General features: G+C 39.1%; 19 protein-coding genes. 10 read left to right on the top strand and 9 right to left on the bottom strand.

What is annotated here, in order from left to right; genetic code table 11:
- Positions 1-187 precede the first annotated feature (187 nt).
- The 3 genes from IAE20_RS03830 to IAE20_RS03840 all read left to right on the top strand — a co-directional run bounded on the left by IAE20_RS03830 (position 188) and on the right by IAE20_RS03840 (position 1,523).
- Positions 188-421 (top strand): hypothetical protein, encoded by a 234-nt coding sequence (locus tag IAE20_RS03830; RefSeq protein WP_004989307.1) that lies wholly within the window; start codon positions 188-190, stop codon positions 419-421.
- 127 nt (positions 422-548) lie between these two features.
- On the top strand, positions 549-926 hold the full coding sequence (locus IAE20_RS03835; RefSeq protein WP_200459554.1) for a DUF2750 domain-containing protein: 378 nt from the start codon (positions 549-551) through the stop codon (positions 924-926).
- Between the two features lie 165 nt (positions 927-1,091).
- On the top strand, positions 1,092-1,523 hold the full coding sequence (locus IAE20_RS03840) for a CBS domain-containing protein (RefSeq protein ID WP_200459555.1): 432 nt from the start codon (positions 1,092-1,094) through the stop codon (positions 1,521-1,523).
- A gap of 78 nt (positions 1,524-1,601) precedes the next feature.
- Here the strand turns inward: IAE20_RS03840 and IAE20_RS03845 are convergent, their stop codons facing one another.
- The 8 genes from IAE20_RS03845 to IAE20_RS03880 form a co-directional block, all read right to left on the bottom strand.
- Positions 1,602-2,789 (bottom strand): vWA domain-containing protein, encoded by a 1,188-nt coding sequence (locus IAE20_RS03845; RefSeq protein WP_200459556.1) that lies wholly within the window; start codon positions 2,787-2,789, stop codon positions 1,602-1,604.
- A gap of 12 nt (positions 2,790-2,801) precedes the next feature.
- Positions 2,802-3,653 carry an AAA family ATPase gene (locus IAE20_RS03850; protein WP_200459557.1) on the bottom strand — a complete coding sequence of 284 codons (852 nt, stop codon included), beginning with the start codon at positions 3,651-3,653 and terminating at the stop codon, positions 2,802-2,804.
- A 22-nt stretch (positions 3,654-3,675) separates the two neighbouring features.
- Entirely contained in the window at positions 3,676-4,077 is a 402-nt protein-coding gene (locus IAE20_RS03855; RefSeq protein WP_200459558.1) for a hypothetical protein, read from the bottom strand.
- Positions 4,070-4,375, bottom strand: a complete 306-nt coding sequence (locus IAE20_RS03860; protein WP_200481172.1) for a YcgL domain-containing protein — start codon at positions 4,373-4,375, stop codon at positions 4,070-4,072. The genes IAE20_RS03855 and IAE20_RS03860 overlap by 8 nt, the downstream gene beginning before the upstream one ends.
- A 111-nt stretch (positions 4,376-4,486) precedes the next feature.
- Complete coding sequence (locus tag IAE20_RS03865; RefSeq protein WP_200481173.1) at positions 4,487-5,629, bottom strand: ribonuclease D; 1,143 nt, start codon at positions 5,627-5,629, stop codon at positions 4,487-4,489.
- A 218-nt stretch (positions 5,630-5,847) separates the two neighbouring features.
- Positions 5,848-6,444, bottom strand: coding sequence for a recombination mediator RecR (gene recR / locus IAE20_RS03870; protein ID WP_200459561.1), 597 nt, complete (start codon positions 6,442-6,444; stop codon positions 5,848-5,850).
- 24 nt (positions 6,445-6,468) lie between these two features.
- On the bottom strand, positions 6,469-6,798 hold the full coding sequence (locus IAE20_RS03875) for a YbaB/EbfC family nucleoid-associated protein (RefSeq protein ID WP_200459562.1): 330 nt from the start codon (positions 6,796-6,798) through the stop codon (positions 6,469-6,471).
- A gap of 34 nt (positions 6,799-6,832) precedes the next feature.
- Entirely contained in the window at positions 6,833-8,023 is a 1,191-nt protein-coding gene (locus IAE20_RS03880; protein WP_200459563.1) for an O-succinylhomoserine sulfhydrylase, read from the bottom strand.
- A gap of 143 nt (positions 8,024-8,166) precedes the next feature.
- Here IAE20_RS03880 and IAE20_RS03885 point away from each other — a divergent pair, with 143 nt between their 5' ends.
- The 5 genes from IAE20_RS03885 (at position 8,167) to IAE20_RS03905 (ending at position 12,297) form a co-directional block, all read left to right on the top strand.
- Positions 8,167-9,264, top strand: coding sequence for an alpha/beta fold hydrolase (locus IAE20_RS03885; protein ID WP_200459848.1), 1,098 nt, complete (start codon positions 8,167-8,169; stop codon positions 9,262-9,264).
- Between the two features lie 8 nt (positions 9,265-9,272).
- Entirely contained in the window at positions 9,273-10,145 is an 873-nt protein-coding gene (locus tag IAE20_RS03890) for an NAD(P)-dependent oxidoreductase (protein ID WP_200481174.1), read from the top strand.
- 85 nt (positions 10,146-10,230) lie between these two features.
- Entirely contained in the window at positions 10,231-10,500 is a 270-nt protein-coding gene (locus tag IAE20_RS03895; RefSeq protein ID WP_120370530.1) for a YARHG domain-containing protein, read from the top strand.
- A 36-nt stretch (positions 10,501-10,536) separates the two neighbouring features.
- Entirely contained in the window at positions 10,537-10,950 is a 414-nt protein-coding gene (locus tag IAE20_RS03900) for an HIT family protein (protein WP_200481175.1), read from the top strand.
- Between the two features lie 255 nt (positions 10,951-11,205).
- Positions 11,206-12,297 (top strand): porin, encoded by a 1,092-nt coding sequence (locus tag IAE20_RS03905; RefSeq protein WP_200481176.1) that lies wholly within the window; start codon positions 11,206-11,208, stop codon positions 12,295-12,297.
- 64 nt (positions 12,298-12,361) lie between these two features.
- On the opposite strand, the gene tsaD is transcribed toward IAE20_RS03905, so the two are convergent.
- On the bottom strand, positions 12,362-13,378 hold the full coding sequence (tsaD, locus tag IAE20_RS03910) for a tRNA (adenosine(37)-N6)-threonylcarbamoyltransferase complex transferase subunit TsaD (protein WP_200481177.1): 1,017 nt from the start codon (positions 13,376-13,378) through the stop codon (positions 12,362-12,364).
- 144 nt (positions 13,379-13,522) lie between these two features.
- Here tsaD and rpsU point away from each other — a divergent pair, with 144 nt between their 5' ends.
- Both rpsU and IAE20_RS03920 read left to right on the top strand, forming a co-directional pair.
- Positions 13,523-13,738, top strand: coding sequence for a 30S ribosomal protein S21 (rpsU, locus tag IAE20_RS03915; RefSeq protein ID WP_001136722.1), 216 nt, complete (start codon positions 13,523-13,525; stop codon positions 13,736-13,738).
- Between the two features lie 28 nt (positions 13,739-13,766).
- Positions 13,767-14,213 (top strand): GatB/YqeY domain-containing protein, encoded by a 447-nt coding sequence (locus tag IAE20_RS03920; protein WP_200459568.1) that lies wholly within the window; start codon positions 13,767-13,769, stop codon positions 14,211-14,213.
- The last annotated feature ends 37 nt before the right edge of the window (positions 14,214-14,250 follow it).

A 14,250-nucleotide genomic window follows, 5' to 3' on the forward strand; every position in this document is an offset into this window, starting at 1 on the left:
ACTAAAAAATATTTTTGTTTAATGTTTAATCATGTAAGCTTGTAATTCACACATTACACCCCATCTATTACTTGACTTATCACGCTTATTGTAATATTAGTTTAACAATCAACTGCTAAAATTAATTTTGCAAGGCAAGTAAGCCGAGTTGATGTGATCATAATTACAACTATAAGGAGTTTTTAATATGATTCAACAAATTTCCCATCATGACTTAGAGCATGTGTATGCATCTGCGGTAAATACAATTCAATCACAGATGAATTTTCAGGATGCGGTAAAGCAGCTTGAAGATGCAGCACGTGCAGGACACGGTAAAGCAGCGATGTTTCTGGCAGAGCTTTACTATCAAGGCTTTCGTGTAGAACGAGATTCATTGAAAGCTCAATATTGGCAACGAATGGCCACCATGCAAGCATAATCAAACGTCACTTAGGTGGCGTTTTTTATTACCTCAGTAAAACTTTATTACGATTTAATGCAAAGTTGTCACTGAAATTAAGTATTTATTTTTTATAATAAACACGAGTTTAAATTGCAGCAAATTCATGAAAACTTATACACAGTTACACCCTGTTTCTAAAGACTTGATAATTAAAATTTCAATTTTAAAAACGATGATGTATTGCGGTGCACTTTGGGGACTTTATCATCAAGGCTGGGCAATAAAATCAGATCAAGACGATTTTATTTTTCCCTTTTGGCTCAATGGTGTACAAGCGCATCGTTATGCTAAAAAGCACTGGCCCCATTATGTTCCCAAAAAAATCACACCTAAAGATTTTCAGGAATCTTTATTGCCAACATTGACGCGCTTAAAAGTAACTCCTGCGCTTTTTAATTCAAATCAGCGCAAATTCAAATTATCTACCCAGCAAATGCGCCATTTTTTCTTTGCGTCTCCCTCCTCTTTTAACATTGCATAAGATAAATGAGAACGAGTCTTGTAGATCACAACCAGACTCAATCTTATATAAAAGATCCATTACAGGTGGCAAAATATTATTCATTTAGACTTTCAAAGACTTTGCATTTTCATAAAATCGCGCTAAGTTAAATTAAAATGATAAACTAGCCAGAGGGACAAAAATATGACAAACGTTGCTCAAGTTATACAAGATAAAGCTGAACAAGCTATTTATACTGTTTCGCCAGATGCAACCGTACTTGAAGCAATTTCGATCATGGCAGATAAAGGCATAGGGGCTTTGGTTGTTACGCAGGACGAAGAAGTTGTTGGTATATTCTCTGAACGCGATTACACCCGTAAAGTCGCCCTTATGGAGCGCTCATCTTACGACACCACTGTCAATGAAATTATGACTGCAAAAGTATTAACAATTTCCCGTTCAAATACGGTTGAAGAATGCTTACAACTAATGACAGATCGTCATTTACGTCATTTACCTGTGGTTGAAGATGATAAATTGGTCGGTTTAATTTCAATTGGTGACTTGGTAAAAGCGGCCATGCAAGACCAAAAGAATTTAATTGATCAGCTCCAGCAATATATTTCTGGATAATTAAAAAGGCATCTTTTAAGGATGCCTTTTATTCAAATCAACTTTTAACAAATTTTTTAGCTTGACCAGCTCAACTCTTTACCGTGAGAGATATCGCGTTAAGTCTTCAATACCTTTTAAAGTCATCGGATACATATGATCATCAAAGATCTGTTTAATCAATCCGATCGTTTGTGTGTATTGCCAATAATTTTCTTCTTCTGGATTAAGCCATGCAGTTTTATCAAAATGCTGACGTAAACGGCGTAACCAAATCTCGCCTGCTTCATCATTCATGTACTCCACAGAGCCACCTACTGAACGAAGTTCGTAAGGTGCCATACTGGCATCTCCCACGATAATCACACGATAATCACGCCCATATTTATGAAATAAATCCCATGTTTCCAAACGACTCGCCTGTCTACGGTGATTATCTTTCCAAACATAGTCATATAAGCAGTTATGAAAATAGAAATACTCAAGTGTTTTAAATTCAGTTTTGGCAGCACTAAATAGTTTTTCACATTGTGCGATGTAAGAGTCCATAGAACCACCGACATCAAATAACATAAGAACCTTAACCCGATTACGTCGCTCAGGAACTAATTGAACATCCAATATGCCTTGTTTGGCAGTTTCACGAATCGTACCATCTACATCCAGTTCTTCTGCTGCACCCTGACGTGCGAACTTACGTAAGCGACGCAAAGCCAACTGCATCTGACGCGTTCCTAAAATCTGATCATCATCCAGATTTTGATATTTACGCTGTTCCCAGACTTTCACTGCTGAACGTTTGCGTCCTGGCCCGCCAATGCGGACACCTTCAGGATGGTCACCAAATGCTCCAAAAGGCGAAGTGCCTCCAGTACCAATCATTCGGTTGCCACCCTGATGTTTTTTATGCTGTTCACGTAAACGTTCTTCCAGCATTTTCATCAGTTCTTCCAAAGAACCGGCTTTCTGCAAAGCCTCTCTTTGTTCTGGTGTCAAATGTTTTTCGAGCAGCTCCAAGTCCAGCCATTCTTTCGGAATTTTCTGAACCTGTTTAAGTAACTCATCTAGATCAAAAGTTTCTATGCCTTCAAAATAGTCCTTGATAGCACGATCAAATTTATCAAAAAAACGCTCATCTTTAACCAAAATAGTCTTGGCAAGTTGATAAAACTCATCTTGATCTGCAAATGCCAATCCTTCAGCAATGGCTTGATTTAAATCGATCAATTCACGAGTTGTGACTGGGACGCCATATTTTCTTAAAGTATAAAACAGCCGCACAAACATAAGCGACCACCCTTAACGACGTGACATAAAGGCGAGTCGTTCTAACAGTTGTACATCTTGTTCATTTTTAATCAATGCGCCATACAAGGGAGGTATAGCCTTGGTTTTATCATGGTTGCGCAATACCCCTTCTGGCATATCATCGGCCATAAGTAAACTTAACCAATCAATCAGCTCAGAAGTTGAAGGTGGTTTTTTCAGGTTCGGAACCTGACGCAATTTGAAGAAAATCTGTAAAGCTTCACTCACTAGTGTCGTTGAAATATTTGGAAAATGTACCGCAATAATTTCACGCATAGTTGCTTCATCTGGAAATTCAATATAATGAAAGAAACAACGACGCAAAAATGCATCAGGCAATTCCTTTTCATTATTTGAAGTAATGATCACGATCGGACGCTGAATTGCAGTAATGGTTTCACCTGTTTCATAGACATAAAATGACATTTTATCCAATTCATGCAACAAGTCATTTGGAAACTCAATATCTGCTTTATCAATTTCATCAATCAATAAAACACAGCGCTCTTCACTAGTAAAAGCTTCCCATAGTTTTCCAGGTTTAATATAGTTTTTAATATCATAAACCCGATCATCACCTAACTGACTATCACGTAAACGTGATACAGCATCGTACTCGTATAAACCTTGCTGTGCTTTGGTGGTGGACTTGATATGCCAAGTAATCAGCTTAAGTCCCAGACTTTCTGCCACCTGCTCTGCCAATAAAGTTTTACCTGTTCCGGGCTCGCCTTTGACTAGCAGCGGTTTTTGTAAAGCACGTGCGGCCTTGACGGCCAGTTTTAAACTATCCGTTGCGATATATTGATCTGTACCAGAGAAATGTTGTGAATCAACAGCCATGTTTTAACCTTTATTTTTTTACTTAAATGGGTGTACTGCTTTTATGAGAAACAGCTTTATTGATGCGATATTTTGACCACAAATAACCAAGGACCAAACCCACCCCAATGACTAGAAGAATAAGTGATGCATTTGCCCATACCAACGGTTGCTCTTTGGTCAAAATACCAAATAGTAAACCGAAAATAGCAGGTGCTATTTCGGCATTTGTACCATCAGATACCGTGGGTGTTGCCAAAATTGCAAACAGAATAATCCAACTCACGCCACCTAAGAGGTTTGGTAGCCGTTTTGCCACGCCATACCAACACCATAAGACAATAATTGTTCCGACGACATATACTGTCACAGCAATACTATCTTCAGGAAGCGAATCAAGTGAGGATAATAGACCATTCCAGATTGCAGCTAGTTGCTCAAGCACCTCTTAACCCCTCTGGTTCATCTACGGGATTGATAAATCCTTCTGGTGGCATTTGTATAAAAAAGCCACTAGTTTGCAGTGAATCTATCACATGTAACACGTTTACCCGTGCAAGTTTGCGTGACTGAGAAAGCTCAAGATGCATAACAAATGTTGGGCGACCAAAGGCCTGACGAATACTTTCAGGTACATTTTCTAAAGGATCTTTGCCTTCTGTATCATCATTTGGATAATCTGGACGAACAATATAAATGTACATTTCATCTTTTTTGCTCGATCTATAAATATCACAGTGCATATTTAACTTAACTCTCATCACAGGGTAAAAAGCATACATCAAAAAAACGGTAGAGACATTAGCGAATATTAACCCATCAGTCGTCCTGAAAGATCAATCTTTTGTAAGAGCTTATCGCTCCACCTGCATTTGCGTCATTAGAAAGTGTTCATCTTCTCTTAGAATTTGAATCAATGGCTGGGTTAACCTCTCATAGCGCCATCCCAACAAATAGTCTGGTAAATCCTGTTCATCACCATGAAAAACAATATGTTGATAAAGTGCGTTTATCCATTTTTTACGCAATAGGACTTCTTTGGGGATCTCGGTTGTTTCAACAATGTTTTGAATCAACAGTTGCATTTTTGTACTGACATTTTCTGAACATTGTTTGATCGGTCGCGCCAAACGTAATGGCCATTCATTTTCAGGAGGAAGAAACTTTAGTAAATCCAGAATGGTTTTACCATGTTCACGGATAATATTTGGTCGAATATCTTTGATTTGAGACAGTTGAAAATTATTCTTTGGACTTTTCTCTACCAGATCAATCATGGTTGAGTTTCTTAAAATAAAACTACGCGGTTGATTTAGTGCTTTAATGAGTTGTTCACGCCATACACTCAACTGCTGTAATTGCATCAGTTGCTTGCGTGAATGTCGATAATTCCCAATATCAGTGTAAAGTAAATGATTCGGTGTTTCTCGCGCAATTTCCTTGGTCAAACTTTGACAGTCTTCGAGAACAAAATCATATTTATTTTTTTGTTGTAATTCTTGTTTCAATTGATCCGAAAGCTGCAACAAATAAATTACATCATTAGCTGCATAATTCAATTGTTCAGCAGTTAATGGGCGGGCTAGCCAGTCAGAACGAGTCTGATCCTTTTCGATTTCAATACCTAAAATCAGTTTCAAAGCATTTTGATAACTAACCTGTAAACCATGCCCTAAAAAAGACAGAGCAACTTGAGTATCAAAGACATTTCGTAAAACATCCTGCTGTGCATAATGATAAATTAGATCAATGTCTTCACCGCAAGCATGGAAAACATTTTGTCTCGCTGTATATAACTTTTGCCAAAATGGAGTCAAATCCAGCGCAGTGCCATCTAGTAGGTAGATGTGACCATTTACATTGATCTGGAATACACCCAACTTTGGCCAAAGCGTATCAACCTTAATAAATTCAGTGTCCAAAGCATAAACGGGATATTGATCCATTTGCTGGAGGACGTGAGCAAAATCATCTTGCTGCTGGATAAAATGAAACATGTTTTCTCGATTTAACAACTAGCGCAGTTAACTGCGTCTGTATATATAACACTACAACCTTAGAATATTCTAGCTAAAGCTTTATTAATGCTTTATTTTTTGAGCAATATCATGAGTATAAATTTTCTTTGCCAATATTTCCTTGATAGTTGAATTAAAAATTTGATTTTGGAATTTCAAAAAGTGACCGAATTGGATGGGTATGAAATAAGTTCAACTTATTTCATACGCATACGATTGTGTACAGCCTGACTTAATGTATGACTGTCTACATATTCTAGCTCACCACCTTGTGGTACGCCTTGTGCTATACGAGTCATATGGATGGGTAAGTGCTTGGTGGCTTCTACCAGATAATGTGCAGTTGCCTGCCCTTCTACCGTAGCATTGGTTGCCAAAATCACTTCTTCAATTTGACCTTCACTTAGACGCTGAATCAAATAAGGAATTCCAATTTCTTCTGGACCTATTCCATCAAGTGGAGATAAATGACCACCAAGAACATGATATTTTCCCCGAAAACTACCGCTTTGCTCAATCGCCATAACATCTGCTGGAGACTCAACTACACATAAAAGTTGTTGATCTCGATCATTTGAAAGACAAATATCGCAAATTTCATTTTCAGTCAGTGAATGGCAAATTTTACATTCATGAATATGAGAAGAGGCTTCATGTAAAGCATGGGCTAAACCAAAGGCCCCTTCACGATTTTTCATTAGCAGATGTAATGCCATACGTTGAGCCGATTTCGGCCCAACGCTTGGTAAAATTCGTAATGCCTGAACCAGTTGTTCAAATCGATCACTAAACACAGATGATCCTCTGATAAAGTCGGCTTAGAATAAACCTGACAGGCCAGGTGGTAAGCCCATACCTGAGTTTGCACTTTTCATTTTCTCATCAGAGACAGCTTCGGCCTGACGTACCGCATCATTCACCGCAGCAGCGATTAAATCTTCAATCATATCTGGTTCATCTTGAAGCAGATCAGGACTAATTTCGATACGCTTCACCACAAAACGGCCTGTCATGGTGACTTTGACCAAACCACCACCTGCTTCCGCTTGAACTTCGGTGTTAGCCAGTTCTTCTTTTGCCTTTTTGACATTGACTTCCATATCTTTTTGCATGCGCTGAGCTTGCTGCATGAGCATATTAATGTTCATAAATTTTTCTCCAAAATATTTAACGCAAATAAGTTCAAATTAGAGCCAAACCGCGATCTAAATCACGAATAATATCTGAAATATCTTCAATTCCAACAGAAACTCGAATTAAACCTTCCTGAATCCCTGCTGCCTGTTTTGCTTCAGGTGATAATTTACCATGAGTTGTAGTAGCAGGATGGGTAATCGTTGATTTCACATCGCCCAGATTACCTGTAATAGAGATAAATTGAGTGTTATCGATAACTGTCCATGCACCTTCACGCCCACCTTTAGCCACAAAAGAAACGATGCCACCAAAACCATTTTGTTGTTTGGCTGCGCGTTCATGACCAATATGTTCAGGTAAACCCGCATAATAGACTTTTTCAACTTTATCATGTTGATTTAGCCATTCAGCCAGTTGCTGTGCATTTTCACAATGTGCTTTCATTCTTAAGCGCAAAGTTTCCAAACCTTTTAAGAATACCCATGCATTAAATGGGCTCATTGAGGGACCTAGTGTACGCACGACACCAAATACGTCTTCAAGTAATTTATGATTACCTGTCACTGCCCCACCTAAAGCGCGTCCTTGACCATCAATATATTTAGTTGCTGAATAAACAACTAAATCCGCACCCAGTTTTAGCGGTTGCTGCAAGACGGGGGTACAAAAGCTATTATCCACGACAAGCATAGCATTTTGAGTATGCGCAATATCTGCTAGTGCTGGAATATCAGCAATTTCCGCCAATGGGTTTGAAGGTGATTCGATAAATAAAATTTTAGTTTCTGGTCGCATTGCATTTTTCCATGCATCCAGATCATTTAAATCCAAAAATGTAACGTCTACCCCAAATTTTGCGACATATTTTTCAAATAAAGCGACAATCGAACCAAATACAGCACGTGAACAAATAACATGATCACCCTCTTTTAAAAAAGCCATGCAAACGGACAAAATTGCACCCATACCCGAGCTGGTTGCAACGGCACGTTCTGCACCATCCATTGCTGCTAGTCGTTTTTCAAACATCGCAACGGTAGGATTGGTAAACCGAGAATAGATATTTCCTGCAACTTCACCCGAAAATTTTGCAGCTGCTTCAGCTGCATTTTCATAAACGAAAGATGAGGTCAGAAAAATAGGTTCAGCATGTTCACCCTCAAAACTGCGGGTATGCCCTGTACGGATCGCCAGAGTATCTAACTGGTAGTCTAATTCATCGTTTTGGCTATGCATTGCTCTGTTCTCAGTCAAAAGACCGCTCAAGTGAAAAACTTGCCAACATTTTGAGCGTGTACGGTATTTAAGGTCAAGGTAAAAGATCAAATTATCGCTTAGACTTCATCCAAACTTTTTCGGATCTGAGAAATATGCAAAGAATGGAGTCATTTAAATCCCTTATCCATCATCAGCAAATCAAGCTCAAACATCTTTCAGCACGTCTTTTTAATGAAGAATCACTTGTTTTATCTCAAACTGCGCCTTATCAAGTGATTGGAGAGTTTGGTCAGACACGAATCCGTTATTATGCAGCAACCCGTAAATGCTATAAAGAACCTTTAGTTTTTGTTGCGCCTCTTGCCATCAACATGGCCATTTACGATCTGTATCCTTACCGCTCTCTTATTCAATACTTTCAAAACCATGGGTTTGATGTGTATTTAATTGATTGGGGCCGTTTAACTTATCGTGATCGACATCTCAATTTTTTATCTTTTGTTAGTAAAGCCTTACCTCAATATATTCAAGTTATTCGTGAACATTCAAAAAGTGACGAAATTTCACTGCATGGTTGGAGCATGGCTGGCATTTTTGTATTGTTATACAGTGCGCTGAATCAACCTAACTATGTCAAAAATTTAATCGTTTTAGGCAGTCCGATTGATAGTTATGCATCGGGGCGTATTGGCAAGCTTTATCAGTTTATGCATAAAACTATTAATCGGAACAAAAAACTTCAGCACCGAATTTACAATGGATTACCCAAACGACTGATTCATACTCCAGGTATTTTAAATGCGTTAGGGTTTAAAATTCTTGATCCTAAAGGCTGGATAGATGGACATATTCAACTTCTTAAAAATCTTGAAAATAAAAAACTGGTTGAGGAACATGCCACACTGGGCAATTTCTTGAATAATATGATTGATTATCCCGGTGGAATAAATCAGGACATGTTGTTTAATGTCTGGCTACAAAATCCGCTTAAACAAGGTGTCATTCGTCTTAAAGATCAGCTGATTGAGCTAAAAAATATCCAATCATCGTTATTGGTCGGTGCCGGTCGTAGTGACCAATTGGTTACAGCCGATGCAGTAAAACCGCTGACCCAATTGACAAACAGTCATGATGTCACGTTTACTCTAATTCCCGGCGGGCATTTAGGGCTCATGTCCAGTCAAGCCAGTTCCGAAGAGTTTTGGCCGATGTTTAAAGACTGGTTAATACAACGTTCAACACAGATAAAAAAAGAGTAGATTATATTATGGTTCAATCAGTTGCATTTATTGGTCTGGGCGCGATGGGTTATCGTATGGCATCGCATTTACCTAAGCATTTCGATACCGTCTATGTCTGGAATCGAAATATGGATAAAGCCCATCAGCATGCAATTGAATACGGAACTCAAGCTGTTGATTTAGCCCAAGCGGTACAAGCAGATATCATTTTTTCATGTTTACCCACCAGTGCTGATATAGAAAATCTGATCGATCGTGTTCAGTTAAAAGCGGGCAGTATTTGGGTAGATTGTACGAGTGGTGTCCCAGAGTCTGCCCGCAAAGTTTCGCTACAACTGAAAAATCAGGGCGTTGACTTTCTGGATGCTCCCGTAAGTGGCCAAACTATTGGTGCTGATAATGCGACTTTGACCGTGATGGTTGGTGGAGATCAAGCTGCTTTTGAACGTGCGTTGCCCGCTATTGAAGCATTTGGAAAACTGATTAAACATGTGGGCACATCAGGAGCAGGTTTTGCGGTAAAAGCCGTGAATAACATGTTACTCGCAGTTAATCTATGGTCTGTCGCAGAAGGCTTTACTACACTTAAAGCCCATGGTGTGAATTTGACAGAAGCGTTGGATTGCATCAATGCTTCAAGCGGGAAAAGCGGTGTTACAGAAACTATTTTGCCACAACGTATTTTAAATCGTAGTTTCCCCGTAACTTTTGGTTTGCCTTTGCTGGCCAAAGACACAGGTATTGCGCTGGATCTTGTGCGGGATGCCAATTTGCCAGCACCTGTCATTGCATTAACGCAAAGTCTGATACAGGCGGCAAATGCAACTGCTGAACAAAACAGTGACTTTTCCGCTGCCGTAAAAATGTATGAATCATGGAGTAAAATAACAATTGAGTAATGATTCATCATTGCTTTTTCCTGTAAAGCCCCTATATTTAGACATAGGTCGTTACATTTACACCGATTAAAAAGAGGAAACTCGCATGAATAAGTTTGCTGTTGCACTTTTTACTGGAATGATTACCCTTGCAGGTGTCTCAGTGCATGCTGCAACACCTGAACAAGAGTGCAAAAAACTTCAGGATGATTCTAACCTCATATATGCATCAAAAGGCTTTTGCTTTAAAGATCCAGAAGCTAAAGCCAAATATGGAAATGAAAACTGTCATACCACCAAGCCAAAGTTCTCTGATAAAGAACAGCAGCGTCTTGACCAAATTGAACAGCGTCAGAAAGAATTGAACTGTAAGTAAGAACAAAACATTTTAAGATGTTTGAAGGATACAAATATGGCTTACGATGACCAGAATATTTTTGCCCGCATCATTCGTGGTGAACTTCCTGCAATTAAGTTGTATGAAGATGATCAGGTTCTAGCATTTATGGACATTATGCCGCAAGCAGATGGCCACGCCTTAGTCATTCCTAAAGTACCCGCTGTTAGCTTGCTTGACTTACCACCTGAAGCGGCTGCTTATACGATTCAGGTCGTACAAAAAATAGCTCAGGCAATTGAAAAAGCTTTGGGTATTGAAGGTATTGTGTTGATGCAATTGTCTGGGGAATCCGCAGGTCAAACCGTTCCACATGTACATTTCCATTTGATTCCAAGCTCGATCCACCAACTGGGTCGTCATGCTGCCCAAATGGGTGATCAGGAAAAAATTAAAGCACTTGCAGAAAAAATCAAAGCCGAACTTTGAATAAAAGTAACGTATATAAAAATGGAGCTTATGCTCCTTTTTTTATATAAAAATAATAAAATCAAATATTAAAATAAATTTCGATCCATCACTTGTCATCAAACTGTCACGTATTTTTCACCCATTTGTAACAAAGTTTAAAGATACTGCTTAGCAAGTTGGTGAGCTTCTGTAACTTTTTGTACATAGGCAAACTTTTAAAAAAATAGTGAATTTAGGCATATGCCACTGAACTTGTGTTTTGGAGAAATCTCAATGAAAAAATTGCTTATCGCTGCTGCAGTATCAACGCTTAGCATAACCGCAGCGCAAGCAGCGCCAACTTTGTACGGTAAACTTAATGTTTCCCTTGACCAAGTTGACAACAGTGATTTTGCAGGAAATGATGTCACTGCACTTAATTCAAATGCTTCACGTATTGGGGTAAAAGGTGAAGAAAAATTAACAGACAAAGTATCTGTTGTATATTTAGCAGAATGGGCAATTTCAACTGATGGTTCAGGTTCAGATACTGACTTGAGTATGCGTAACCGCTTTTTAGGCTTAAAATTCAATAAAATAGGAACTCTAAAAGCAGGTCGTTACGATACTTACTTCAAAACCAATGCTGGTAACAATCAAGATATTTTTAATGATCACACGATCTTGGATATGACCTCTGTACTTCATGGTGAAGAGCGTTCAAATAACGCGATTGGCTTTGAAACAGATAAAGATTTGATTATTCCAGGCCTACAGTTCAACATCATGGCTCAGCAGGGCGAAGACACCAAAACTGATAATACTAGTCTTGGTAAAGAAGGTAAGCGTGACGGATTTGGCGATGGTATCTCAACCTCTTTAACTTATGAAAATAAAGATTATGGTTTGGCTGCTGGTATTGCGGGTAACTTTGGATTAGCAGGTAAATATAACGCCTATAGCCTTTCTGGTATCTATTCAGACGCAATTCGTGTAACAGGTTCTATTGATTTAGCTAAAGCAGGTGTAGATGGTTTAGTATTCGGTGCTTTATGGCAAAACGCTCAGCCTACTGATGACACTGTATCCACTACAAGCGGCACAACCGTGACATCGTATAATGGCTTAGAAGAAGATGCATGGGGCTTAACCGCTGCTTATGCAATTGCATCTACACCTTGGAAAATCAAGGGTGAATATATTGAATCAAATACATCTGTAGATAACCGTTCAGATCGTAAAATTTCTCAATATGGTCTAGGCGTAGATTACAACTTCAACAAACAAGCTCGTTTTTATGGCGTATTAGCTCAACAAAAACGTGACTGGTTATCAAGCGATGATAAGAAAACCGTATTTGGCGTAGGTATGGAATATAATTTCTAATAAGCCATTTCAATTTTAATAAAAGGGCATATTGCCCTTTTATTTTTTACTTATTTTTATAATTTTATATTGCGCTCGGATTTTTAAGTTCCGTCATTGGCCATCTCGGCGTTGTAGTTACTTCAAGACCATCATGCTGTCCAGCTTTTAATCTTTCATAACCTGCAAAAGCAATCATCGCGCCATTGTCTGTACACAAAGCAGGTTCAGCATAATAGACCTGTGCTTTGATTTTTTTCAGTGATATTTCTAATTGCTCACGTAAACGTGTATTAGCACTCACTCCCCCAGCAATTACCAAGCGTTTTAGACCAGTTTGCTTTAAAGCTTTGACTGATTTTTTAATTAAAGTATCGACAATCGCTTCCTGAAAAGATGCAGCAATATCAGCATCACGTTTTTCTTCACCTAATTTTTTAAGTTGGACAGAAACTGCCGTTTTTAAACCGCTAAATGAAAAATCTAACCCCTGATGCAACATTGGTCGCGGAAATTCAAAAGCTTGGGCATTACCGTCTAAAGCTAATCTTGCAATATTTGGACCTCCCGGATAAGGTAAATTCATCATTTTAGCGACTTTATCAAACGCCTCGCCGGCCGCATCGTCAATAGATTCACCCAACAATTGGTACTGACCAATACCATAAGCCGCCATAAGCTGGGTATGTCCACCAGACACCAGTAAGGCGACAAAAGGAAACTCGGGTGGCGTTGCAGATAATAATGGTGCAAGCATATGTCCTTCCATATGATGTACACCAATCGCAGGTTTATTCAATGCTAATGCCAATGTACGCCCAAATAAGGCACCTGTCATCAAAGCACCCATTAACCCTGGCCCACGAGTATAGGCCACTGCATCAATCTGTTTCTTATCGATTTGACTTTGAGTTAGTAGCTCATTTAATAATGGAATTAATTTGCGCACATGGTCACGTGAAGCAAGCTCAGGCACTACACCACCATATTCTGCGTGGAGTTTAATTTGACTGTAAAGTACCTGTCCGCGTAATCCCTGCTCGCTATCATAAATCGCCAAGCCAGTTTCATCACAAGAGGTTTCCAAGCCCAAAACAATCATTAAAATACCTATTTTTTACGACTAAAATTCTGCCAGAGCTATTATAGACTTGTGATATCAGTTGTAAATGAGTAAAATACTGACCTTCACTTGTCATCGGGGCAATCCTGCGCTCGATGTTATCCATAATCTAGAGGATTTTACATGCCACAAGTTAAGTTGAAAGAAGGCGAACCAGTTGACGTAGCGATCCGTCGTTTTAAACGTTCATGCGAAAAAGCTGGCGTTTTAGCTGACGTTCGTAAGCGCGAGTTCTACGAAAAACCGACTCAAGAACGTAAGCGTAAAAAAGCTGCTGCTGTTAAGCGTTACCAAAAGAAATTGGCACGCGAATCTGTACGTACTACTCGCCTTTATTAATTAATTTGTGATTGACTGCTGAAAGACTATGACGACTTTAAAAAACCAGATTACTGATGTATTAAAAACACATATGCGTGCCAAAGAAATGGCAACGGTAACGGTGATTCGTAGTTTACAGGCAGCAATTAAGCAAATCGAAGTCGATGAGCGCGTAGAGCTTGACGATTCGCAAGTTCTTGCGGTCATTGAAAAGCAAATTAAACAGCGTAAAGAATCGGTCAAAGCCTTTGAAGGTGCAGGCCGTGATGATTTAGCTAGTAAAGAACAAGCCGAAATTGAGGTACTATCTCAATTTCTACCAGAAGCTATGACTGAGGAAGAGCTTGATTCTCTCATTGAGCAAACGATTGCTGCTCAAGGTGCTACTAGCATGAAAGATATGGGTAAGGTGATGAACTCTCTACGTCCGATCATAGCCGGACGTGCCGATCCTGCACAAGTTTCTTCTAAAATAAAAGCAAAATTAAGCTAATTCTATCTAGCTGAACTCGCCTGTCCTTCGCGAAGAG

This window comes from Acinetobacter sp. S54 (assembly GCF_016624945.1).
Classification (GTDB): domain Bacteria; phylum Pseudomonadota; class Gammaproteobacteria; order Pseudomonadales; family Moraxellaceae; genus Acinetobacter.

What these genes read in the sequence shown, in the direction of transcription:
- IAE20_RS03920 (WP_200459568.1), top strand. Translation starts at nt 13,767, where the DNA reads ATGACGACTTTAAAAAACCAGATTACTGATGTATTAAAAACACATATG.
- IAE20_RS03890 (WP_200481174.1), top strand. Translation starts at nt 9,273, where the DNA reads ATGGTTCAATCAGTTGCATTTATTGGTCTGGGCGCGATGGGTTATCGT.
- IAE20_RS03865 (WP_200481173.1), bottom strand. Translation starts at nt 5,629, where the DNA reads ATGTTTCATTTTATCCAGCAGCAAGATGATTTTGCTCACGTCCTCCAG.
- IAE20_RS03885 (WP_200459848.1), top strand. Translation starts at nt 8,167, where the DNA reads ATGGAGTCATTTAAATCCCTTATCCATCATCAGCAAATCAAGCTCAAA.
- IAE20_RS03850 (WP_200459557.1), bottom strand. Translation starts at nt 3,653, where the DNA reads ATGGCTGTTGATTCACAACATTTCTCTGGTACAGATCAATATATCGCA.
- IAE20_RS03830 (WP_004989307.1), top strand. Translation starts at nt 188, where the DNA reads ATGATTCAACAAATTTCCCATCATGACTTAGAGCATGTGTATGCATCT.
- IAE20_RS03905 (WP_200481176.1), top strand. Translation starts at nt 11,206, where the DNA reads ATGAAAAAATTGCTTATCGCTGCTGCAGTATCAACGCTTAGCATAACC.
- tsaD (WP_200481177.1), bottom strand. Translation starts at nt 13,378, where the DNA reads ATGATTGTTTTGGGCTTGGAAACCTCTTGTGATGAAACTGGCTTGGCG.
- rpsU (WP_001136722.1), top strand. Translation starts at nt 13,523, where the DNA reads ATGCCACAAGTTAAGTTGAAAGAAGGCGAACCAGTTGACGTAGCGATC.
- IAE20_RS03895 (WP_120370530.1), top strand. Translation starts at nt 10,231, where the DNA reads ATGAATAAGTTTGCTGTTGCACTTTTTACTGGAATGATTACCCTTGCA.
- IAE20_RS03845 (WP_200459556.1), bottom strand. Translation starts at nt 2,789, where the DNA reads ATGTTTGTGCGGCTGTTTTATACTTTAAGAAAATATGGCGTCCCAGTC.
- IAE20_RS03860 (WP_200481172.1), bottom strand. Translation starts at nt 4,375, where the DNA reads ATGCACTGTGATATTTATAGATCGAGCAAAAAAGATGAAATGTACATT.
- IAE20_RS03875 (WP_200459562.1), bottom strand. Translation starts at nt 6,798, where the DNA reads ATGAACATTAATATGCTCATGCAGCAAGCTCAGCGCATGCAAAAAGAT.
- IAE20_RS03880 (WP_200459563.1), bottom strand. Translation starts at nt 8,023, where the DNA reads ATGCATAGCCAAAACGATGAATTAGACTACCAGTTAGATACTCTGGCG.
- IAE20_RS03835 (WP_200459554.1), top strand. Translation starts at nt 549, where the DNA reads ATGAAAACTTATACACAGTTACACCCTGTTTCTAAAGACTTGATAATT.
- IAE20_RS03900 (WP_200481175.1), top strand. Translation starts at nt 10,537, where the DNA reads ATGGCTTACGATGACCAGAATATTTTTGCCCGCATCATTCGTGGTGAA.
- IAE20_RS03840 (WP_200459555.1), top strand. Translation starts at nt 1,092, where the DNA reads ATGACAAACGTTGCTCAAGTTATACAAGATAAAGCTGAACAAGCTATT.